Consider the following 21442-nt stretch of genomic DNA (forward strand, 5'->3'; position numbering starts at 1 on the left):
ATGAGCGGACCACGAGAGCACACGCTGCGCCACCGGCTGGCCGGGGTGGTGTTCGTGCTGGTGCCCGCCCTGCTGATCTGGCTGGCCGTCGCCGTCTACGACAAGGAGTTCACCGAGTCCGACCCGGTGGTCGTCGAGACCGGCAGCGTCGGCAACCAGATGCACCCGGGCGCCGAGGTGAAGCTGCGCGGCGTCGTCGTCGGCGAGGTCCGTGCCATCGACGCCACCGGCGGCGGGGCCCGGATCACCCTCGCCATGAAGCCCGGGGCGCTGGACGACGTACCGGCCGACGTCCGCGCGCAGATGCTGCCGACCACCCTGTTCGGCGAGCGGTTCGTGGCCCTCGTACCGCCCGAGAACCCCTCGGCCGAGCCCCTGGCCGCCGGGGCCGTCGTCCCCCAGGACCGGTCCGCGAACGCGATCGAACTCCAGCAGGTGCTGGACGACGTCCTGCCGATGCTCACCGCCGTCCAGCCGCAGAAGCTCTCCTCGACCCTGTCGGCCGTCTCGCAGGCCCTGGAAGGGCGCGGCGAGCGGCTCGGCGAGACGCTGAGCCTGCTGGACGAGCACCTGGCCGAGTTCAACCCCAGCCTGCCCGCCCTCAACCGCGACCTCAGGGAACTCGTGAAGGTCAGCCATGTCTACGCGGACGCGGCGCCCGACATCATCACGGCGCTCACCGACTTCACCACCACCAGCGGCACCCTCGCCGAACAGGAGGCCGGACTCGCCGCCACCCTCGGTGCCACGACCCGGACGGCCGAGGACACGACGGCCTTCCTGCGCAAGAACGAGGACAACATCATCCGGCTCGGCGCCACGAGCCGGCCCACCCTGGAACTGCTCGCCGAGTACTCCTCGGCCTTCCCCTGCACCCTGCGCACCCTCGCCGAGTTCGTCCCGGCCATGGACAAGGCGCTCGGCAAGGGCACCGACCGGCCCGGCATCCACGTCGACGTCACCACCGTCACCTCCCGCGGCGCCTACCGCCCCGGCCGCGACACCCCGGCGTACGACTCCGGCGGCGGGCCCCGCTGCCCCTCCGTGCCCTACGTCGGCCCGCTGCCCCGGCCCACCGCACGGGCCGCCACCGACGCGGCCGACCAGGACCTCGGGCCCGCCAACTCCCCGTCGGAGAACGACCTCGTCAACGAACTCCTCGCCCCCGCCGCCGGTGAGAGCCCCGGTGACCTGCCCGACTGGAGCAGCCTGCTCGTCGGCCCCGTCTACCGCGGTACGGAGGTGACCCTCGGATGACCGGGACCGACCACGCGCACACCCGGCGCAGCCCGCTGACCGGGCCGCTGCTCAAGTCCCTCGTCTTCGTGGTGGTCACCGCCCTCGCCACGACCGTACTGGGCCTGAGCGTCGCCGGCACCGGTGTCGACTCCGGCACCCGCACCAGCACCTACAAGGCCCTGTTCACCGACGTCACCGGACTCGTCGAGGGCGACAGCGTGCGGATCTCCGGAGTGACGGTCGGCGAGGTGACCGACGTACGCGTCGTGCACCGGCGCACCGCGCAGATCACCTTCACCGTCCGGGAGGACCGCAGACTGCCCCGGTCGACCACCGCCGCCGTGAAGTACCTCAACATGGTCGGCCAGCGCTACGTCGCCCTCGGCCGCGGCAGCGGCGATCTCACCGGAACCCTCCAAGAGGGCGGCACCGTCCCGCTCGACCGCACCACGCCCGCGCTCGACCTGACCCTGCTCTTCAACGGCTTCAAACCGCTGTTCGAAGGACTCTCGCCGAAGGACGTCAACGAACTCGCCGGGTCGATCGTCCAGGTGCTCCAGGGCGAGGGCACCACCGTCGACAGCCTGATCCGCCACATCGGCTCGCTCGGGACCACCGTCGCAGCCAAGGACAAGGTCATCGGCCAGGTCGTCGAGGACCTCACCACCGTCCTGGACACCCTCAACGACCGCGAGGACGGCTTCGACGACCTCGTCGTCACCCTCCGTGAACTCGTCACCGGCTTCAACGAGGACCGCGAACCCCTCGGCAAGGCCGTCGCGGCCATGGGCGACCTGACCACCGTCACCGCCGGCCTGTTAGCGGACGGGCGGGAGCCCCTCAAGAGGGACATCCGCGAACTGGGCCGGCTCTCGACCAGCCTCGGCGAGCACACGCCGCAGATCGAGGACTTCCTCGAACGGACCCCCGCCAAGATGACCGCCCTGTCCCGACTGTCCTCCTACGGATCGTGGTTCAACCTCTACCTCTGCGAGGCGCGCGTGAGCGGAGTGACCACCTCCGACGGCTCCGAACCGCCGACCGGTGTCGCGATCACCGAATCGAGGTGCCGCGGATGAAGCGTCCGCACGTCAAACCGGTCAAGGAACGCGACCCCGTCGCCGTCGGCGTCGTCGGGCTGCTCGTCCTCGCCGTGATCGCCCTCCTCGTCTACCACGTGGACCGGCTGCCGCTCGGCGGCGGCACCACCTACAGCGCCGACTTCTCCGAGGCGGCGGGCCTGGACGAGGGCGACGAGGTGCGCATCGCGGGTGTCAGGGTCGGCCGGGTCACCGGCGTCACGCTCGACGGTGCCAAGGTGAAGGTCCGCTTCGAGGTCGAGGACGCCTGGCTCGGCGACCGCACGACCGCCGCCATCGCCATCAAGACCGTCCTCGGCGACAAGTACCTGGCGCTCGACCCGCTCGGCTCCGGCCGGCAGGACCCCCGCAGCCGCATCCCGCTGGCCCGCACCACCTCCCCCTATGACGTGACCCAGGCGTTCCAGGACCTCAGCGGCACCGTCGACGACATCGACACCCGGCGGCTCGCGGAGAGCTTCGAGACCATCTCCGACACCTTCGAGGACTCCCCGCCCCACGTGCGCAAGGCCGCCACCGGCCTGTCCGACCTGTCCAGGACCGTCTCCGAACGCGACACGGAACTCTCCGAACTCCTCAAGGGCAGCGCCAGGTTCACCAAGACGCTGAAGGACAGGAGGTCCAGCTTCGAGACCCTCATCGAGGACGGCGGCTCCCTGCTCGGCGAACTGAGGGACCGCCGCGCGGCCATCAGCGCCCTGCTCAAGGGCAGCCAGGACCTCGGTACCGAACTCGGCGGCCTCGTCGAGGACAACGAGAAGCGGCTCGGCCCCACCCTCAAGGCCCTCGGCCGCGTCACCGCCGTCCTGGAGAAGAACAACACCCAGCTCGGCAAGACCCTCGCGCTGGTCGGCCCGTACTACCGCCTGGTCGGCAACACCCTCGGCAACGGCCGCTGGTTCGACAGCTACCTGTGCGGTGTCGTGCCCCGCGACTACCTGCCCGAGACCTCCCGGCCCGGGACCGGATGCCTGCCGCCGAAACAGCCGGCGGCGGCCCGGGGGAGTGGTGAGCGATGACCCGGGGCCGAAAGATCCTCACCGGTGTGCTCGCCCTCGTGGTGCTCGCCGCCGGCGGCCTGGTCGCCGCCGGGGCCCTCGAAGCCGACGGAACCCGCGTCACCGCCTACTTCGACCGCGCCGTCGGCGTCTACGCCGGTTCCGACCTGCGCATCCTCGGTGTACGGGTCGGCGAGGTGGAGTCGGTGCGGCCCGAGGGCACCAGGGTCCGCGTCGGCCTCCGCCTGGACGACGGGGTCAAGGCCCCCGAGGGCGCGCGGGCCGTCGTCGTCGCGCCGAGTGTCGTCGCCGACCGCTACGTGCAGCTCACCCCCGCCTACAGCCGGGGCCCCGCCCTCGCCGACGGCGCCGTACTGCCCGCCTCCCGCAACCACGTCCCCGTCGAGATCGACCAGATCTACGACTCGATCACCGAACTCGGCGACGCCCTCGGCCCGGACGGCGCCAACTCCGAGGGGGCCCTGTCCGGACTGCTGAAGACCGGCGCCGACAACCTCGACGGCAACGGCGAGGCCATCGGCGACAGCGTCGAGGAGTTCGGCAAGGCGGCCAGGACCCTCGACGGCAGCAGCGGCGACCTGTTCAGGACGCTCAGCAGCCTCCAGACCTTCACCACCATGCTGAAGAACAAGGACACCGACGTGCGCACCGCGCAGGAACGCCTGGACGAGGTCGTCGGCTTCTTCGCCGACAACAAGGACGACCTCACGGGTGCGCTGAAGGAACTCGGCAAGGCCCTAGGCCAGGTCAAGACCTTCATCGAGGACAACCGGGGCGAGCTGAGGAAGAACGTCGACCGGCTCGTCCCCATCACCCGGACCCTGGTCGAGCAACGGGCCTCGCTGGCCGAGGCGCTGGACGTGGCACCACTGGCCGCGGGCAACATCGTCAACGCCTACGACCCCGACACCCGCACCCTCGACGGCCGCGCCGACCTCAACGAGATCAGTATGGGCGGTCCCCTGCTGCCACTGCCCGTGGCCGGTGCGGCCGACGGGCAGAAGGGAGACGGCCGATGAAGCGCGGCACGTTCACCGCGGGCCGGGCCGCCGGGCTCACCGCGGGCTCACTGATCGCCGTAGGTCTCGCCTTCGCCCTGACCCTCGGCGGGCTCACGGTCGTACCGAGCGGCTTCGACGGGATCGAGGACCTGCCGCTGCCGGGCGGCGCCGACCTGGGCGACCACCCCTACACCGTCACCGCGGAACTCCAGGACGTGCTCAGTCTGGTCCCGCACTCCGCGGTGCGCGTCAACGACGTCGCCGTCGGCCGGATCACCGGAATCGAACTCGGCGAGGACGACTGGGCGGCCCGCGTCACCATGGAGATCAACGGCGATGTGCGGCTGCCCGCCGACACCACCGCACGGCTCGAACAGTCCAGCCTGCTGGGCGAGAAGTACATCCAGCTCGCCGCACCCGCCGACGGGAGCGGAGGAGGCCGGCTGACCGACGGGAGCGTCATCCCGCCGGCCCGCACCGGCCGCAGCACCGAGGTCGAGGAGGTGTTCGGCGCGCTGTCCCTGCTCCTCAACGGCGGCGGCGTCAACCAGCTCAAGACCATCACCCGGGAACTCGACTCGGCGCTCGGCGGCCGCGAACCCGAGGTCCGCTCCGTGCTGAAGCGGGTCAACACCCTGGTGAGCGATCTCGACGACCACCGGGGAGACATCACCGACGCCCTCGACGCCGTCAACCGGCTCTCCTCGACCCTCGCCACCCGCAAGGAGGACGTCGGCACCGTCCTCACCGACCTCTCGCCCGGACTGAAGACGCTGGAGAAGCAGCGCGGCTCGCTGCTGACCATGCTGCGCTCCCTCGACACGCTCTCCGGCGTCGCCGTCTCCACGATCAACGCGAGCAAGGACGACATGATCGCCGACCTCAAGGCCGTCGCGCCGACGCTGAAGGCGCTCGCCGACGCGGGCACGGACCTGCCCGACTCGCTCCAGGTGCTGCTGACGTACCCGTTCACCGACGAGGTGCTGCGCGGAGTGAAGGGCGACTACCTCAACGCGTACCTGAGCATGACCGCCGTACCGGGGACCGAGGTGATCCCGCCGCTGGTGACCGAGGGCACGCCTTCTCCGTCCGCGTCCGCGACGGTGTACGGCGGGGCGGGCCCGGCCGCGCGGAAGGGGCCCGCCTCGCCGCTGCCGCTGCCCTCCGTGTCCGGGTCCGGAGGTGGGAGCAGGTGATCACCCCCGCCGTACGGCTGAAGAACCTCGCCTTCCTCCTCGTCGCCGTCCTCGCTCTCTCGTTCCTCGGCATCCGCTATGCCGACCTCGGCCGGTACATCGGCGTCGCCGACTACTACACCGTCGACGTGCGACTCCCGCACACGGGAGGCCTGTTCACCCACTCGGACGTCACCTACCGGGGTGTCTCGGTGGGCCGCGTCGGCCCGATCGGCCTCACCGCCGAGGGCGTCGTCGCCGAACTGCGCATCAGGAAGTCCGCCCCCCGCATCCCCGCCGACACCAAGGCCGTGGTCGCCGGGCTCTCCGCCGTGGGCGAGCAGTACATCGACCTGCGGCCCGAGAGCGACGGCTCCCCCTACCTCGCCGACGGCACCCGCATCGAACAGGCCGACACCCAGGTGCCCGCACCCGTCACCGACGTCCTCACCAGCGTCGACGACCTCGTGAGGTCGGTACCGCTGGAGGACCTGCGCACGGTGGTCGACGAGTTCGGCAAGGCCTTCGAAGGACACGGCGACGACCTCCAGGTGCTGCTCGACAGCGGCAGCGACTTCGTCAGGGCGGCCGACCGCGCCCTGCCGTCCACCACCCTGCTCATCGACGACGGCGAGACCGTCCTGCGCACCCAGGCGCAGGAGGCCGTGGCCATCCGCGACTTCGCCGCCGGGGCGAAGGAGCTGGCCGGCGCCCTCAAGGGCTCCGACGCCGACCTGCGCCGCCTCCTCGCCGTCACCCCCGATGCCGCCACCCAGGTCAGCGGCCTGCTGCGGGACCTCGACCCGAGCCTCGGCGTCGTCCTCGCCAACCTCCTCACCACCTCCGAGGTCGCCGTCACCCGGCAGCGCGGCATCGAGGAACTCCTCGTGAAGTACCCGGCGGCCGTCGCCGCCGGAGCCACCGCCGTCGACGGAGGGAAGCTGAACCTCGGCATGGCCGTCACCTTCTTCACCCCCCTGCCCTGCACCGACGGGTACGGCGGTACGCGCTACCGCAACGGCCTCGACCTCGGTACGGCGCCCGCCCTCAACACCGGCGCGGCCTGCACCGCACCGGCCGCGAGCGGGTCGAACGTGCGCGGCTCGGCGAACGCCCCGAAGGGCGGCGCGGTACCCGACCCGGCCAGGCCCGGCACCCTGCCCTCGGGCAGCGCCGGAACCGGAACCCCGAAGGGCGGCGGTGCCGCGGCTCTCCCCGGCGCACTCGCCCTGCCGGGACAGAGCGGCGAGGCACCGGCCGGCCTCACCGGTCTCCTCGCCCCGGCCACCGGGAGCACGCGATGAGGCGGGCCCGGGTCCTCACCGCGGCGGGGCTCGCGCTGGCCCTGGGCCTGAGCGGCACCGGCGCGTGGACGTACGCGCGGGCACGCGCCGACGACTCGCTCGCGTACGGCAGGGAGCGGGACGAGGCGCTCGCCGACGGGCGGAAGGCCATCGCCGTACTCACCTCGCTCGACGCCTCCACCCGGCAGCGGGCGGAGCGGAGTGTCGGGAACTGGCGCGCCGTCTCCACCGGGCCGCTGCGTGAGGAACTCGGCGGCACCGAGGCCGGGACGGGAGCCTCGGCGCGCGCCACGGTCACCGAGGCCGCCGTCACCGCGCTCGACACCCGGTCCGGCACGGCCGAGCTCATCGCCACCGTGCGCGTCGAGGTCACATCCGCCGGGACGCACAAGCCGGCCACCGACCGCAAGCGCCTGGAGGCGGTCCTGGCCCGCACGGGCGAGGGGGAGTGGAAGGTGAGGGCGCTGAGCGCCGTACCGGTCACGGAGGAGCAGGCCACGAAGGGCGCGAAGGGCGCGACAGGTACTGAGGAGGGCGGGGACCGATGACGCCGACCTGGCCGCCGCGCGGGGGCGGCCGACCGGAGCCCGGCACGGAGGCGGCCCCGGCGGACGAGTCCGCGGGGAGGGGGAGCGGTCACGAGTCCGCGGGGAGGGGCAGCGGTCACGGGCCCCGGCCCGCCGGGGACGCGACCGGCGACGCCCCCGCCCGCCGCCTGCCGGGCGCGCGGGTGCGACGGGCCGTGCTGGCCGGAACCGCCGCGGTCCTCGTCCTCGGCGGCTGCGGCTTCTTCTACGCGGCCCACCAGCTGAGGTCGGCCGCACCCGCCCGGAACCACGCGCTCACCGACACCGAGGCCACCTCCCGCGTCGCCGGAGACATCGGCGACGCCCTCGCCCGGGTCTTCTCCTACACGCCGGACGGCACCGCGGCCGCCGAGCGCTCCGCACGCACCGTCCTCGACGGCCGCGCCGCCCGCCAGTACGAGACCCTCTTCGCCCGGGTCCGCGGCGACCTCACCGAGCAGCGCGTCACCCTGAGCACCCGGGCCGTCCGCACCGGAGTGATCGAACTCGACGGCGACAAGGCCCGCCTGCTGGTCTTCCTCGACCAGACCTCCCACCGCGGCCGGAGCGAGAACGGGAGCGAAGGCAAGGGCGAGAGCGAGAGCAGGCGCGACGACGAGGCCACCACCGCGGCGGCCCAGCTCACGGTCACGGCACGGCTCGAGGACGACCGGTGGCGGATCGTCGACATCAAGGCCCGCTGACATGCGCGGCAGACGGGAGCACCCCATGAAACGCGCGGTCCGCGTCCTCCCCGGAGGCCGTCTCCGGACACTGCCGGCCCTCGCCCTCGCCCTCACCCTCGTCGCCGGCGGCTTCGCGGCGTGGGCGGGCCAGGACTGGTACCGGGCGGCCCACGACGAGCAGGCCACGTACGCCGCGCAGCGGGACGCGGCACTCACCGCGGGGGAGCAGGCCGTGCAGAACCTGAACACGCTCGACCACCGTGAGCTGAAGCGGGACCTCGACCTCTGGGAGTCGTCGACGACCGGCGAACTGCACGAGCAACTGGCGTCCGGGCGTGCGGAGTTCGCCGACCGGGTGCAGGAGGCGAAAACGGTCAGCACGGCCCGGGTGCTGTCGGGCGCCGTCACCGAACTCGACGACCGCGCCGGCCGCGCCCGGGTACTGGTCGCCCTGCGCGTCACCGTCAAGGCGTCCGGCGGAGCGAAGACCGACAAGGACAGCCGCATGCTCGGCGAACTCACCCGCACCCACGGTCGGTGGAAGCTGAGCGCTCTGGGCCAGGCACCCGTGGGCGGCACATCGGCCGGCTGACCGGTCCCGTACCGCAGAAGCGGCCGCAGCGAGGAGGACACCGCACCATGCCGACGACCCGTCACCACATCAACCGCCAGCGGCGCCGCCGGGCCCGCGAGACCCGGCCCGCGGTATCCGCCGGGCCCCCGGAGGCCACGGGAGACCGTACCGGTCCGCGCCGTACGGCCGTCCCGACGCGCACCGACGCCGTCGGCACCCCGCGGCCGTCCGCCGCGCGGAGGGCCGAGCCGGACCCGGCCGGAGACGCGCGGACCACCCGGACCCGGCCGCGCCGCCCCACGGGCCTGGGTGTGCTCTGCGCGCTGACGGTGCTCCTCGGCGCCTTCGCGGGCTGGGCACACGCGCGGGCCGAGGCGCTCAGGACCGAGCCCGCGCGGAGCAACACCGCACTCACCGACGTCGCCCGCACCAGCGAGATCAAGGGACAGGTGGCCAAGGCCGTCGACCGGCTCTTCTCCTACGACCACGCCGACCCCGGCGCGCTCGACAAGGCCGTGCGTGACCTCCTGACCGGCAAGGCCGTCGGCCAGCACCGGGACCTGCTCGCCGACGTCCGCGAACGGGCCGACGCACAGAAGGCGGTGATCACCACGACGGTCACCGAGAGCGCGGTCGAACGGATCGACGGCGACCGGGCCCGGGTCCTCGTCTACGCCGACCAGAGCAGCGTCGCCACCGCCGGGACCACGGCGGGGGAGGGGGAGGGGGACAAGGCCGGCAAGGGCGAGAGCGCCGCGAAGGACGAGGGCGTGTACGCGGCGGCCATGCTCGCCGCCGAGGTCGTGCAGCGCGACGGACGCTGGCTCGTCTCCGCCATCGACACCTTCGGCCGCTGAGACCGCGCCTGCCGGCACCCGCGTCCCGCCTCCCGGCCCGGCCCTCCCGTGCCAGGCCCCGCCTCCCGCTCTCCGCTCTCCGACCTCCGCACCTCCGACGGATCCGACAGGAGTGACGACCATGTCCGTACGCCGTGCCCGACGCCTGTACGCCGGCCGGGGCCGCAGGGGACTGCGAACGACCGCCCTCGCCGTGGCGGCCATGGCGGCCCTCACCGCCTCCCAGGCCCCCGGCCTCACCGGGGAGGCGGAGGGCCCCCGCACCGGGCCGGTCGCCGACACCCTGAGCCCGTGGACGCCGGGCGGCCCGTTCGCCGGGCTCGCTCCGCCGGGTGACGGCTCCTACCACACCGAACTCCCGCCCCTGGTACCGCGGAACGGCACGCCGGCCGCTCCGGTGCCCGGGCGGGAGGACCTGCGCGTCCAGTCGGGCATCCCGGCCACCGTGCTGCGCGCCTACCGAGCCGCCGAGACCACCGTCGGCAGGACGGACCCGGGCTGCCGGCTGCCCTGGGAACTGCTCGCGGCGATCGGCAAGGTCGAGTCCGGCCAGGCGCGCGGCGGCGCGGTCGACCGGAACGGCACGACGCTGGGCCGCATCACCGGGCCGCCCCTCAACGGCCGGGGCTTCGCCCTGATCCGGGACACGGACGGGGGCGTCCACGACGGGGACGCGGTCTACGACCGGGCGGTGGGCCCGATGCAGTTCCTGCCGTCCACCTGGGCCCGCTGGGGCGCGGACGGCAACGGCGACGGCCGGGCCGACCCGGACAACATCTTCGACGCGGCGCTGGCGGCCGGGCACTACCTGTGCGCCGGCGACCGGGACCTGGGCCGGGCGGCGGACCTGGACCGGGCGGTCCTCGCCTACAACAACTCCCGCACCTACCTGGAACTGGTCCGGCACTGGCTGGAGTTCTACAGCCGGGGAGTCCACACCGTCCCGGACGGCAAGGGCGTCGTCCCCAGAAGCCCCGGCGCGGGCGGCGGCACCCCGGCGACAGAACCCGTCGACGGGGAGAACGGCGGCAAGGGCGGCAAGGGGGACGGCGGCGCGGGCGGCGGGAACGAGGGCGGCGGCATCGTCATCGGCCCGGACCCGAGCACCACGCCGGGCGGCCCCGGCCCGTCCCCTTCGCGTTCCGTGCCGTCGACCAGTCCGCGCCCGACCTCCCCGGCGGAGCCCCCGGCCGGCCAGGAGCCCTCCACACCGCCCGGTGGGACCCCCACCGGGAGTCCCACCGGGTCCCCGGCACCGTCGCCGGACCCGACCGGCCCGAGCCCTTCGCCGACGGCCACGGACGGCTGCTCCCCGGAGCCGGGCACCCCGTCCCCCGACCCCACGGCCTCCCCGACCGGCTCACCCTGCCCGACCCCGTCGACCACCTCCGCCACCGCGACCACCTCGACCGAGTAGGCGCGGCCGGCCGGGCTCAGCCCGCCCGGCCCATCCCCGCCGCGTTCGGCCACCCGGTCGCCGGGACCGACTCCAGGCCGTTGGTGCCCCGGACCTGAGCGGCCGTGAGGCCACCGCGGGCCGGGACGCCGGGCGGGGTGGGTCCGGTGGGCGGCGGATACGAGGCGGCCGGCGCCGGAACCGGGGCGGGCACGGGCTGCGGGGCGGGCACGGGCTGCGGGAACGGTGCCGGCTGGGGGACCGGCATCGCTCCGGGGTACGGCGCTCCGGGATACGGCACCGGCTGGGGGGCCGGGGCCGGTTGCGGGCCCTGCTGGGATGCCGTCGGCACCGGCACCGGCACCGGCACCGGGCCGAAGGCGGCCGCCGCCGGAGCGACGGGCACCGCGGCGGGGAGCGGCATGCCGGTGCCGGTGCCGGCGGTGGGGGCCGGAGCGGCGGGGAGCTCCGGGACACCGGCACCGGCGGTCTGGGGGGTGAGGGCGCGCATGCCGGACCCGTTGGTCTCGTTCATCAGGCGGTCCACCGCCGCCGTGCCCGAGCTGTAGCCGGTCCCCGCGGCCGGCTCGGGCACGGCGGTCTCCCTCCCGGACCCGTAGAGCACCTGGCCCAGGCCGGACACCAGGCGACGCACGTCCGCCTGGGGACGCACCACGAGACGCAGGAAGCGGCTGGACGAACCGATCTTGTTGCCGCACTCACGGACCAGGACCCGGTGCTCGGTGAGCATGCGGTCCCGGACGACGGTGCCCTCCGCGCCCACGGGCAGGCGTACGAAGAGGAAGTTGCCCTGGGAGGGGTAGACGGTCAGGCCGGGCAGCGCGGACAACCGGCCGGTCATCTCCAGCCGGTCGCGGCGCACCTGGCGCAGGCTCTGCGCGTACTCGGCACCGTGGTCGCGCAGCATGAACACCACGTGCTCGGCTAGGGAGTTGAGGTTCCACTTGGGGAGCATGGCGCGTATCCGGCCCGCGAGCGCCGGGTTGGCGACGAGGTAGCCGAAGCGGATGCCGTGCAGCCCGAAGTTCTTGCCGAGGCTGCGCAGCACGACGACGTTGGGGCGCAGCATCGCCTCCTGGACCACGCTGGGTTCGTTCTCGGCGTCGGCGAACTCCAGGAACGACTCGTCGATCACGAGGAGGTCCCGGTCCGCCATCGCGTCCATGAACCGCACCAGCGCCTGCTTGTGCAGATAGCCGCCGTCGGGGTTGTTGGGGTTGCAGATCACCACGGTCCGGGTGCCCCTGGCCCGGATGAACTCGGCGTACCGGGCGAGGTCGAGGGCGAAGCCACCGGCCTCCTGGAGCGGGAACATGTCGACCCGCTTGCCGGTCTCCATGGGCTGGTCGGTCCAGCGGCCGAAGGTGGGGACGGGCACGGCGAGGGACTCCCGGACCAGCAGGTGGTCGATCCAGGTGATCAGTTCCGTGGAGCCGTTGCCCATCGCCACGCACTGCGGCGGGAGCTGGAGCAGACCGCACAGCTCGGCGGTGATGGTGTCGGCGCTGCTCGGGTAGTACGTGATGATGTCGCGCAGCCGTCCGGCCATCTCGTCGAACATCGCCGGGGTGGGGAAGTACGGGTTGCAGGGGATGCAGAAGTCCACCGGCCCGGCACCCGCCGCCTCGCCGCTCTCCCGCGTCAGCGCCGCCATCGACGGGCTGTGCGCCGCGGTGCTGCGGAACAACGAGGTGACGTTGCCGGACAAGTGGACCTCCGTAGGTGGGCGGCCCGTGCGGGGGACACGGGCCGCCCCTACATACGGCGGCGCGCGGGGCACCGTTCAACGCGTGTGAAGAAAGTGTGTCCACACGCTCGCGCGCCCCCGTACCTCACGCGTCGAACGAGTGCACCGTCGACGTCCGGTAGGTCTGCCCCGGCCGCAGCACCGTCGACGGGAAGGACGGCTGGTTCGGCGAGTCCGGGAAGCGCTGCGTCTCCAGGCACAGGGCGTCGCCCTGGCGGTAGAGGGAGCCGCCGGTGCCGGTCAGGGTGCCGTCCAGGAAGTTGCCCGAGTAGAACTGCAGGCCGGGCTGGTCGGTGGCGATGCGCAGGGTGCGGCCGGAGGCACGGTCGCGCAGGGTGGCGATGCGCTCGGGCCGGTCGGTGATCCCCTTGTCGAGGACCCAGTTGTGGTCGAATCCCTTGGCGGTGACCAGCTGCGGGTGGGCGTCCCGGATGTCCCGGCCGATCGGCTTGGCCCGGCGGAAGTCGAAGGGCGTGCCGGACACCCGCGCCAGCTCGCCCGTGGGGATCAGACCCGCGTCGGTGGGGGTGAAGCGGGAGGCCGCGATCGACAGCTCGTGGTCCTCGATCGTGCCGCTGCCCTCGCCGGCCAGGTTCCAGTAGACGTGGCTGGTGAGGTTGACGACGGTGGCCTTGTCGGTGGTGGCCTCGTAGTCGATGCGCCAGTCGCCGCGCCGGGTGAGCGTGTACGTCACCTTCGCCTTGAGCGTGCCCGGGTAGCCCATCTCGCCGTCGACGCTGGTGTAGTGCAGTACGAGGCCCACGTCGGGGCCCTCGGTGAACGGCTCGACGTCCCACACCCGCTTGTCGAAGCCCTGGGCGCCGCCGTGCAGGGTGTTCTCGCCGTCGTTGACGGAGAGCTGGTAGGACTTGCCGTCCAGGGTGAAGCGGCCCTTGTCGATGCGGTTGCCGTAGCGGCCGATCAGGGCGCCGAAGTAGGGGCTGGAGGCGACGTAGTCGTCGATGTTGTCGAAGCCCAGGGCGACGTTCTCGTGGCGGCCCCGGCGGTCGGGTATCTCCAGGGACTGGACGATTCCGCCGTACGAGAGGACCCTCATCCGCGTGCCGCCGTTCTCCAGCGACCAGCGGTACACCTTCGTGCCGTCGGCGAGCCTGCCGAAGAGCTCCTTCACCGGCTTCCTGCCTCCCGTGGCGTGTGCCGTGCCGCCCACCGTGGCGGCGGCGATGCCCGCGGCCGCGGCGGATGCCATGACCGTGCGTCTGCTCAGTTCCATTGCGGCTCCTGTACTTCCGTGAAAGAAGCGGGCCCCGCCTCTCGGGTGGGGCCCGGATGACCTACGAACCGACCTTGCGCTTGTTCCACACGTCGAACCCGACCGCTGCCAGCAGTACCGCGCCCTTGATGACCTGCTGCCAGTCGGTGCCGATGCCGACGAGGTTCATGCCGTTGTTCAGCACGCCCAGGACCAGACCACCGATGATCGCGCCGAGGACCGTGCCGACGCCGCCGCTCATCGACGCGCCGCCGATGAACGAGGCGGCGATGGCCTCCAGCTCGAAGTTGAGGCCCGCCTTGGGCGAGGCCGCGTTGAAGCGGGCGGCGAAGACCAGACCCGCCAGGGCCGCGAGCATGCCCATGTTCAGGAAGACCAGGAAGGTGACCTTCTTGTCCTTCACGCCCGACAGCTTGGCCGCGGGCAGGTTGCCGCCGATGGCGTAGATGTGGCGGCCGATGATCGCGTTGCGCATCAGGTAGCCGAAGCCGACGACCAGCACACCCAGGATGAGCAGCACGACCGGGGCGCCCCTGTAGCTGGCGAGCAGCAGCGTGACGACGAGGACGGCGGCGACCAGGGCGACCAGCTTGAGCAGGAACAGCTTGGCCGGCGGCACGTCGAGCGAGAACTCCTGCTGCCGCTTGCGGTCGCGGACCTCCTGGTACACCACGAAGGCGATGAGGGCGAAGCCCAGCAACAGGGTGAGATTGTGGTAGTTGGTGTTCGGGCCGACCTCGGGCAGGAAGCCGTTGGCGATCTTCTGCAGGCCCTTCGGGAAGGGGCCGAGGGTCTGGCCCTTGAGGACGATCTCCGTGAGACCGCGGAAGAGCAGCATGCCCGCCAGGGTCACGATGAACGACGGTATGCCGAGATACGCGATGAAGAAGCCCTGCCAAGCGCCCGCGGCGGCGCCGATCGCCAGGCACAGCACCACCGCCAGCGGCCAGGGCAGATCGTTCCGCACCATCAGGACGGCGGCCGTCGCCCCGATGAACGCCGTCAGTGAGCCGACCGACAGGTCGATGTGGCCCGCGATGATGACGAGCATCATGCCGATGGCGAGGATCAGGATGTAGCTGTTCTGCAGCACCAGGTTGGAGACGTTGCGCGGCAGCAGCAGGTCGCCGTCGGACCACACCGCGAACAGCACCACGATCAGGCCGAGGGCCATCAGCATGCCGTACTGACGCATGTTGCGGCGCATGCCGTCGAGCATCAGCCGCAGCAGGCCGTCGCCGGAGGCCGGGGCCCCTTTTCCGGGCGGTGCCGGGGCCGGGGTCTTGTCGGTCACGTCCGTGCTCATCGGGTTACCTCTTCGTCCTTCTTGTCCTTCGTCATCCGACGCATCAGTGCTTCCTGCGAGGCCTCGGCCCGCGAGAACTCACCCGTCAGCCGCCCCGCGGCCATCGTGTAGATGCGGTCGCACATGCCGAGCAGTTCCGGCAGCTCGGAGGAGATGAAGACGACCGCCTTGCCCTCGGCCGCCAGCCGGTCGATGACCGTGTAGATCTCGTACTTGGCGCCCACGTCGATGCCGCGCGTGGGCTCGTCCAGGATCAGCACCTCGGGACCGGCGAAGATCCACTTGCTGAGGACGACCTTCTGCTGGTTGCCGCCGGACAGCTTGCCCACCGGCTCGAAGACGGTCGGCGCCTTGATGTTCATGGACGTGCGGTAGCCCTCGGCGACCTGCCGCTCGCCGTGCTCGTTGACGACACCCCGCTTGGACACCTTGCCGAGCGCGGTCAGCGAGATGTTCCGGTTGATGGTGTCGATGAGGTTGAGGCCGTAGTGCTTGCGGTCCTCGGTGACGTACGCGATGCCGTGCTTGACCGCCTCGGGGACGGTCCTGGTACGGATCTCGGTGCCGTCCCTGAGGACCGTGCCGCCCGCGTGCCGGCCGTAGGTGCGGCCGAAGACGCTCATCGCCAGCTCGGTGCGGCCGGCGCCCATGAGTCCGGCGATGCCGACGATCTCGCCGCGCCGCACCTCGATCGAGACGTCGTCGACGACCTTGCGCTGCTGGTCGAGGGGGTGGCGCACGGTCCAGTTGCGGATCTCCAGGGCCGGGGCGGCACCCTCCTCGGGCTGGTGCGGGGTCCGGTCCGGGAAGCGGTTCTCCAGATCGCGGCCGACCATTCCGCTGATGATCCGGTCCTCGGTCGTCTCCGCCGCCTTCACGTCGAGCGTCTCGATGGAGCGCCCGTCGCGGATGATCGTGACCGAGTCGGCGACCCGGCGGATCTCGTTCAGCTTGTGCGAGATGATGATCGAGGTCATGCCCTGATCCTTCAGCTGAAGGATCAGGTCGAGCAGTTTGCCGCTGTCCTCGTCGTTGAGCGCCGCCGTCGGCTCGTCGAGGATGAGCAGCTTCACCTTCTTCGACAGCGCCTTGGCGATCTCCACCAGCTGCTGCTTGCCCACCCCGATGTCGGCGACCCGGGTCTCCGGGTGCTCGTCGAGACCGACCCGGCGCAGCAGTTCGGTGGCGTGCCTGAGGGTGTCGTTCCAGTTGATCAGTCCGCGCTTGGCGTGCTCGTTGCCGAGGAAGATGTTCTCCGCGATGGACAGATACGGCACCAGCGCCAGCTCCTGGTGGATGATCACGATGCCGTGCTGCTCGCTCGCCCGGATGTCCTTGAACCGGCAGGTCCCGCCCTCGAAGAGGACGTCCCCCTCGTAACTGCCGTGCGGATGGACTCCGGAGAGGACCTTCATCAGGGTCGACTTGCCGGCGCCGTTCTCACCGCAGATGGCGTGGACCTCGCCCTGGCGAACGGTCAGCGTGACGTCCGACAGCGCTTTGACACCGGGAAAGGTCTTGACGATCGAGCGCATTTCCAGGACGGGTCCCGCCATGGTCGTGCCTTCCAATCCTTGAGGGGGCCCGGTTACTTGAGGTCGTTCTCGGTGTAGTAGCCGCCGTCGATGAGCACCTTCTCGTAGTTGCCCTTGTCGACGCTGACCGGCTGCAGCAGGTAGGCGGGGACGACCTTGGCGCCGTTGTCGTAGGACTTGGTGTCGTTGACCTCGGGCTTCTTGTCGTTCAGGACCGCGTCGACCATGTTCGAGGCGACCTTGGCGAGCTGGCGCAGGTCCTTGTAGACGGTCTGGGTCTGCTGGCCCGCGATGATCGACTTCACCGAGGCGATCTCGGCGTCCTGGCCGGTGACCACCGGCATGGCCTTGTTGCCGGAGCCGTAGCCGTCCGACTTCAGGGAGGAGAGGATGCCGATGGAGATGCCGTCGTAGGGCGAGAGCACCGCGTCCACCTTGGCGCTGCGGTAGCTGGACGTCAGCAGGTCGTCCATGCGCTTCTGCGCGGTGCCGCCGTCCCAGCGCAGGGTGGTGACCTGGTTGAGCGCGGTCTGCTTGGACCGGACGACCAGCTGGCCCTTGTCCATGTAGGGCTTCAGGACGTTCATCGCGCCCTGGAAGAAGTACTTGGTGTTGTTGTCGTCGTTGGAGCCGGCGAACAGCTCGATGTTGAAGGGGCCCTTCTTGCCCGACTTCAGACCGAGCTTCTCGGCGATGTAGCCGCCCTGGAGCTCGCCGACCTTCTCGTTGTCGAACGAGGCGTAGTAGTCGACGTTCTCCGTGCCGAGGATCAGCCGGTCGTAGGAGACGACCGGAATGTCGGCCTCCTTGGCCTGCTGCAGGACGTTGCCGAGGGACTTGTTGTCGATCGCGGCGATGATCAGGGCGTCCACCCCCTGCGTGATCATGTTCTCGATCTGCGAGACCTGCTGGTCCGGGTCGTCCTCGCCGTAGACCAGCTTGGTCTTGTAGCCCTTGCCCTTCAGCTCCTTCTCGACGTTGGCGCCGTCGGCGATCCAGCGCTCGGAGGACTTGGTCGGCATGGCGATGCCGATGGTGGCGTCGCCGCCGCCTCCCTTGTCGTCGCTGCCGCCGTCGCTGTTCTGGCCGCAGGCGGTCAGGGCGAGGGCGAGCGAGGCGGCGGAGGCTGTGGCGGCGAGTGCGGCTCTGCGGTTGCGCATGGTCATCATCCTCGATGTGGGTCAGGACTCGGTCCGGTGGTGCCGGTACGCCGGTGGCGCTGAGGGTGGATCGACCGAGAGGCGGGTGTGTGGGATTGTGCGCGGTCGTGTCTTGTTTTGTGAAGGGAGTTTCCGGAACGTTATGACGAGATCTCGAACCGGTTGAGCGACCCCGGCAGTCGGGTGCCGAGGGGCGCCATGTCCCCGTCCGCCCCGTGCCGGGCGAGCAGGTCGAGGGCGAGCCGGCCGCGCCGCACCCGTTCCTTGGCGGTGGCCAGCGTCAGTTCCCGCAGGTGGTGGCCGTACGGATAGATCCCCGGCGCCTTGGCGAGGCCGAACTTCAGATACAGCGGGGCGCCCCGCCGGATCAGCTCGGCGACCTCGTACATGCGCACATAACCGCCCAGGTCGTCGGGGGCCTCGATGTACATGTCCATGGGCGCGGCCGAAACCCGTCGTATTTCGGTCAGGTGATCCGGTGTCAGGTCGCTGGGGACGTTGATGGAGTCCGCGCCGAGCCGCTCGTACACCGCGTACGAGGCCGGGTTGACCGGCCCGACGAGCGCCGAGAGCTTGAGCGTGGTGTCGGCGGGGACCAGGCCGGCGCTCCGGGCCCGGTGCAGCGTCCACAGCACGCCCTCGTCGGCGACGAGCAGGCACTTGACGCCCAGCTCCGTGGCGCGGACCGCGTCCTCGACGCACCCGGCGACCGCGTCGTGGCCGCGTGCCCGAAGGCCCGCGCCGCCCGAGTCGGTCCGGGTGGAGCCGCCGATGTCCCAGGTGCCGCGCGGGCCGGTGAACAGGCAGAGTTCGATGTCGCGTTCGGCGGTGGCCTCGACCATTTCGGTGATCTCGGCGTCGGTCAGCATCCACACGCCGCTGCCCTGGCTGATCCGGTGGATCGGCACGTCCAGCCGCGAGGACTCCTTCAGGACCACCCCCAGCGCCTCCGGTCCCTCGCAGGAGGGGATCTCGGCGCGCCAGCGGCCACCGCCCGGGAAGGAGTGCGGTGAGGCGTCGGCGGGATCGGGGGCGGGCGCGGCCAGGCCGAGGGCGGAGAGCACGGGCTCACCGGCCCTGCGTGCGGCCGCCGTGGCGGAAGCGTCGGTCACAAGCTGTCCTTAGTGTTCGGTATGTCGGACGAAGTTCGCGGCTTTGGGCGCGAGACGCTCCGTCGGTGGGTGCACGCCGGTACGGAGGCCGTCAGGTCGCCCCCGCGCCGGCGTACGGCTCAGGGGCGGGCGTCGGGACGCAGCAGCACCTTCCCGACCTTCGGGTCGCCTGAGCCCACCAGCTCGATGGCCTCGGAGAACTCCGCGAGCGGCAGTTCGTGCGTCACCAGCGGCCGCGGGTCGAGCAGGCCGGCCGCGAAGACCCGCACGGTGTGCGCCCACGCGTCCGGCGGCGCCCCGAAGACGGTGTGCACCTCCAGCTGCCGTACGACCAGGTCGGTGGGGTCGAGACCGTCGGCGCCGGGCGCCGGGATGCCGGTCAGCACCAGCCGGCCGCCCCGGCGCGGCAGCGCGGCGGCCGTGCGGGCGGCGTCCGCGGACCCGGCGGTCTCGATCACGACGTCGAAGTCGTCCGGGAGCGGCCGGTCCTTCGTGCGGAAGTCCGTCGCGCCGAACCGCCGGGACAGCGCCTCCCGGTCCCCGCGCGTACCGACGACCAGCAGCTCGGCGGGGGACGCGGCGCGCAGGAACTGCACGGCGAACATGCCGAGCGTGCCGGTGCCGACGACGGCGACCCGCTCGCCCGGCCGGGCGTTCGCCTTCAGCGCGGCGGCGGCGATACAGGCCGCGGGCTCGAGCAGGGCGGCGGCGGTGAGGTCGGCGTCGTCGGGCAGCACGTGCAGGAGCCGGGCGGGCAGGGTCAGCGTCGGGGCCATGGCACCCGGCCGGGTGAACCCGGTCTCCTCGTACCCCGCCGTGCACAGCGTCGTCTCGCCCGCGTGACAGCGGTCGCACACCTGGCAGTTGCGGAAGCCCTCACCGACCACCCCGCGTCCGGTCAGCGACGCGGGCACCCCGGCGCCGACCCGCTCCACGGTCCCGGACCACTCGTGACCGGGGATGAGCGGGTAACGCACGTACCCCTCGGGCCGGTTGCCCTGGTAGACCTCGCGGTCGCTGCCGCAGATCCCGGCGGCGTGCACCCGCACCAGCGCCTCGCCGGGGCCCGGCTCTCGCGGCTCGTGCGGAACGAGCCGGTGCACCCCCGGCGCCTCGACGACGACCGCGCCGCTCATGCCCCGGTCCCCTTGGGCCTGCGCTGCTCCCAGCCCTCGGCCCACAGGTCGAACCGCGCCTGCTGCTGCGGGAACTCGGCCGCCGCGTCGGTGTCCAGCTCGACCCCGAGACCGGGCGCGTGGGAGAGGTGGAAGCACCCGTCCTCCGGGTCCACCCGCGGGGCGCCCTTCACGACCTTCTTGATCTCCGCGTCCGCGAAGTCGTTGAAGTGCTCCAAGATCTTGAAGTTCGGGGAGGTGAACCCGACCTGGAGGGAGGCGGCGGTGAGCACCGGACCGCCCACGTTGTGCGGCGCCACCAGCATGTAGTGGGTCTCGGCGGTGGCGGCCAGCTTGCGGGTCTCCCAGATGCCGCCGATGTGACCGACGTCGGGCTGGATGATGTCCACCGACTGGTCCTCGAACAGCTCGCGGAACTCGATCCGGTCGTGGATGCGCTCACCGGTGGCGACCGGGATCTCCACCTTCTCGGCGACCTTCCGCAGCGCCTTGAGGTTCTCCGGCGGGACCGGCTCCTCCAGCCAGGCCGGCTTGAAGGGCGCCAGTTCACGCGCGAGCCGGACGGCGGTGGAGGGCGAGAACCGGCCGTGCATCTCCAGCATCAGCTCGGCGTCGGGCCCGATGGCGTCCCGCACGGCCTCGATCAGCGACACGGCGTAGTTCGTCTGCCGCTGGTCCAGCTCGAAGTGCCCGGTGCCGAACGGGTCGATCTTCAGCGCCCGGTACCCGCGCTCCATGACGCCCTGCGCGGCCTTGTGGTACGCCTCCGGGGTCCGCTCGGTCGTGTACCAGCCGTTGGCGTACGCCTTCACCTTGTCGGTGACCTTGCCGCCCAGCAACTGCCACACCGGCACGCCGAGGGCCTTGCCCTTGATGTCCCAGCAGGCCATCTCGACGACGGCTACGCCGGACATCACGATCTCGCCGGCGCGGCCGTAGTCGCCGTACTTCATGCGACGGGTCAGGTCCTCGACAGCGAACGGGTCGGAGCCGAGAATGTGGTTGACCTCGGCCTCCTTCAGATAGCCGACGAGGGCGTCGGTGTGCCCCAGCATCCGGGTCTCGCCGACTCCGGTGATGCCCTCGTCGGTGTGCACCTGGACGTATGTCAGGTTGCGCCACGGCGTCCCGACCACGTGTGTGCTGATTCCGGTGATGCGCACGGCGGCTGCCCTTCGCTCTGTTCGGTATTTCGTCACTCGTTCGAAATGCTGGCGTGACAGTAAGGACGGGGTGCTCGGAGTGTCAATGGGTCGGACACATAACGGTTTCGA

At 71.7% G+C, this 21442-nt stretch carries 19 protein-coding genes; 11 read left to right on the forward strand and 8 right to left on the reverse strand.

Going from position 1 to position 21442, the window contains the following annotated elements; genetic code table 11:
• From ACGFYH_RS01200 to ACGFYH_RS01250, 11 genes are all read left to right on the forward strand, one after another.
• Nucleotides 1–1257 (forward strand): MCE family protein, encoded by a 1257-nt coding sequence (locus tag ACGFYH_RS01200; RefSeq protein WP_393801027.1) that lies wholly within the window; start codon nucleotides 1–3, stop codon nucleotides 1255–1257.
• Complete coding sequence (locus ACGFYH_RS01205) at nucleotides 1254–2318, forward strand: MCE family protein (protein ID WP_393801028.1); 1065 nt, start codon at nucleotides 1254–1256, stop codon at nucleotides 2316–2318. The genes ACGFYH_RS01200 and ACGFYH_RS01205 overlap by 4 nt, the downstream gene beginning before the upstream one ends.
• Nucleotides 2315–3358, forward strand: a complete 1044-nt coding sequence (locus ACGFYH_RS01210; protein ID WP_393801029.1) for an MCE family protein — start codon at nucleotides 2315–2317, stop codon at nucleotides 3356–3358. Before ACGFYH_RS01205 ends, ACGFYH_RS01210 begins: the two co-directional genes overlap by 4 nt.
• Nucleotides 3355–4377, forward strand: coding sequence for an MCE family protein (locus tag ACGFYH_RS01215; RefSeq protein WP_393801030.1), 1023 nt, complete (start codon nucleotides 3355–3357; stop codon nucleotides 4375–4377). The genes ACGFYH_RS01210 and ACGFYH_RS01215 overlap by 4 nt, the downstream gene beginning before the upstream one ends.
• On the forward strand, nucleotides 4374–5555 hold the full coding sequence (locus ACGFYH_RS01220; RefSeq protein WP_393801031.1) for an MCE family protein: 1182 nt from the start codon (nucleotides 4374–4376) through the stop codon (nucleotides 5553–5555). Before ACGFYH_RS01215 ends, ACGFYH_RS01220 begins: the two co-directional genes overlap by 4 nt.
• The gene (locus ACGFYH_RS01225; protein WP_393801032.1) at nucleotides 5552–6838 is read left to right on the forward strand and encodes an MCE family protein; all 1287 of its coding nucleotides are present in this window, start codon (nucleotides 5552–5554) and stop codon (nucleotides 6836–6838) included. The genes ACGFYH_RS01220 and ACGFYH_RS01225 overlap by 4 nt, the downstream gene beginning before the upstream one ends.
• Nucleotides 6835–7386 carry a hypothetical protein gene (locus ACGFYH_RS01230; protein WP_393801033.1) on the forward strand — a complete coding sequence of 184 codons (552 nt, stop codon included), beginning with the start codon at nucleotides 6835–6837 and terminating at the stop codon, nucleotides 7384–7386. Before ACGFYH_RS01225 ends, ACGFYH_RS01230 begins: the two co-directional genes overlap by 4 nt.
• A complete protein-coding gene (locus ACGFYH_RS01235) occupies nucleotides 7383–8108 on the forward strand; it encodes a hypothetical protein (protein ID WP_393801034.1) in 726 nt (241 codons plus the stop codon). Before ACGFYH_RS01230 ends, ACGFYH_RS01235 begins: the two co-directional genes overlap by 4 nt.
• Nucleotides 8109–8133: 25 nt before the next feature.
• Nucleotides 8134–8682: a hypothetical protein gene (locus ACGFYH_RS01240; RefSeq protein ID WP_393801035.1), complete on the forward strand. Its 549-nt coding sequence runs from the start codon at nucleotides 8134–8136 to the stop codon at nucleotides 8680–8682.
• Between the two features lie 47 nt (nucleotides 8683–8729).
• Nucleotides 8730–9521, forward strand: a complete 792-nt coding sequence (locus ACGFYH_RS01245) for a hypothetical protein (RefSeq protein ID WP_393801036.1) — start codon at nucleotides 8730–8732, stop codon at nucleotides 9519–9521.
• Between the two features lie 121 nt (nucleotides 9522–9642).
• A complete protein-coding gene (locus ACGFYH_RS01250) occupies nucleotides 9643–10938 on the forward strand; it encodes a lytic murein transglycosylase (RefSeq protein ID WP_393801037.1) in 1296 nt (431 codons plus the stop codon).
• Between the two features lie 16 nt (nucleotides 10939–10954).
• On the opposite strand, the gene ACGFYH_RS01255 is transcribed toward ACGFYH_RS01250, so the two are convergent.
• From ACGFYH_RS01255 to ACGFYH_RS01290, 8 genes are all read right to left on the reverse strand, one after another.
• Entirely contained in the window at nucleotides 10955–12646 is a 1692-nt protein-coding gene (locus ACGFYH_RS01255; RefSeq protein WP_393801038.1) for a pyridoxal phosphate-dependent aminotransferase, read from the reverse strand.
• Between the two features lie 124 nt (nucleotides 12647–12770).
• Nucleotides 12771–13919 (reverse strand): aldose epimerase family protein, encoded by a 1149-nt coding sequence (locus tag ACGFYH_RS01260; protein ID WP_393801039.1) that lies wholly within the window; start codon nucleotides 13917–13919, stop codon nucleotides 12771–12773.
• A 61-nt stretch (nucleotides 13920–13980) separates the two neighbouring features.
• Nucleotides 13981–15225 carry a multiple monosaccharide ABC transporter permease gene (gene mmsB / locus ACGFYH_RS01265; protein WP_393801040.1) on the reverse strand — a complete coding sequence of 415 codons (1245 nt, stop codon included), beginning with the start codon at nucleotides 15223–15225 and terminating at the stop codon, nucleotides 13981–13983.
• Nucleotides 15222–16781, reverse strand: coding sequence for a multiple monosaccharide ABC transporter ATP-binding protein (gene mmsA / locus ACGFYH_RS01270; protein ID WP_393801041.1), 1560 nt, complete (start codon nucleotides 16779–16781; stop codon nucleotides 15222–15224). Before mmsA ends, mmsB begins: the two co-directional genes overlap by 4 nt.
• A gap of 32 nt (nucleotides 16782–16813) precedes the next feature.
• Nucleotides 16814–17920, reverse strand: a complete 1107-nt coding sequence (gene chvE, locus ACGFYH_RS01275) for a multiple monosaccharide ABC transporter substrate-binding protein (protein ID WP_393801042.1) — start codon at nucleotides 17918–17920, stop codon at nucleotides 16814–16816.
• Nucleotides 17921–18060: 140 nt separating this feature from the next.
• Nucleotides 18061–19032 carry a hypothetical protein gene (locus tag ACGFYH_RS01280; RefSeq protein ID WP_393801043.1) on the reverse strand — a complete coding sequence of 324 codons (972 nt, stop codon included), beginning with the start codon at nucleotides 19030–19032 and terminating at the stop codon, nucleotides 18061–18063.
• A 119-nt stretch (nucleotides 19033–19151) separates the two neighbouring features.
• Complete coding sequence (locus ACGFYH_RS01285) at nucleotides 19152–20168, reverse strand: zinc-binding dehydrogenase (protein ID WP_393801044.1); 1017 nt, start codon at nucleotides 20166–20168, stop codon at nucleotides 19152–19154.
• Nucleotides 20165–21331, reverse strand: a complete 1167-nt coding sequence (locus ACGFYH_RS01290; protein WP_393801045.1) for a mandelate racemase/muconate lactonizing enzyme family protein — start codon at nucleotides 21329–21331, stop codon at nucleotides 20165–20167. The genes ACGFYH_RS01285 and ACGFYH_RS01290 overlap by 4 nt, the downstream gene beginning before the upstream one ends.
• Nucleotides 21332–21442 lie beyond the last annotated feature (111 nt).

The organism is Streptomyces sp. NPDC048392 (assembly GCF_043200575.1).
In the GTDB taxonomy this organism is placed as follows: domain Bacteria; phylum Actinomycetota; class Actinomycetes; order Streptomycetales; family Streptomycetaceae; genus Streptomyces.

Coding starts and splice junctions, on each gene's coding strand:
- mmsB (WP_393801040.1), bottom strand. CDS start 15,225: ATGAGCACGGACGTGACCGACAAGACCCCGGCCCCGGCACCGCCCGGA.
- chvE (WP_393801042.1), bottom strand. CDS start 17,920: ATGCGCAACCGCAGAGCCGCACTCGCCGCCACAGCCTCCGCCGCCTCG.
- ACGFYH_RS01235 (WP_393801034.1), top strand. CDS start 7,383: ATGACGCCGACCTGGCCGCCGCGCGGGGGCGGCCGACCGGAGCCCGGC.
- ACGFYH_RS01245 (WP_393801036.1), top strand. CDS start 8,730: ATGCCGACGACCCGTCACCACATCAACCGCCAGCGGCGCCGCCGGGCC.
- ACGFYH_RS01250 (WP_393801037.1), top strand. CDS start 9,643: ATGTCCGTACGCCGTGCCCGACGCCTGTACGCCGGCCGGGGCCGCAGG.
- ACGFYH_RS01240 (WP_393801035.1), top strand. CDS start 8,134: ATGAAACGCGCGGTCCGCGTCCTCCCCGGAGGCCGTCTCCGGACACTG.
- ACGFYH_RS01285 (WP_393801044.1), bottom strand. CDS start 20,168: ATGAGCGGCGCGGTCGTCGTCGAGGCGCCGGGGGTGCACCGGCTCGTT.
- mmsA (WP_393801041.1), bottom strand. CDS start 16,781: ATGGCGGGACCCGTCCTGGAAATGCGCTCGATCGTCAAGACCTTTCCC.
- ACGFYH_RS01220 (WP_393801031.1), top strand. CDS start 4,374: ATGAAGCGCGGCACGTTCACCGCGGGCCGGGCCGCCGGGCTCACCGCG.
- ACGFYH_RS01230 (WP_393801033.1), top strand. CDS start 6,835: ATGAGGCGGGCCCGGGTCCTCACCGCGGCGGGGCTCGCGCTGGCCCTG.
- ACGFYH_RS01260 (WP_393801039.1), bottom strand. CDS start 13,919: ATGGAACTGAGCAGACGCACGGTCATGGCATCCGCCGCGGCCGCGGGC.
- ACGFYH_RS01215 (WP_393801030.1), top strand. CDS start 3,355: ATGACCCGGGGCCGAAAGATCCTCACCGGTGTGCTCGCCCTCGTGGTG.
- ACGFYH_RS01200 (WP_393801027.1), top strand. CDS start 1: ATGAGCGGACCACGAGAGCACACGCTGCGCCACCGGCTGGCCGGGGTG.
- ACGFYH_RS01210 (WP_393801029.1), top strand. CDS start 2,315: ATGAAGCGTCCGCACGTCAAACCGGTCAAGGAACGCGACCCCGTCGCC.
- ACGFYH_RS01205 (WP_393801028.1), top strand. CDS start 1,254: ATGACCGGGACCGACCACGCGCACACCCGGCGCAGCCCGCTGACCGGG.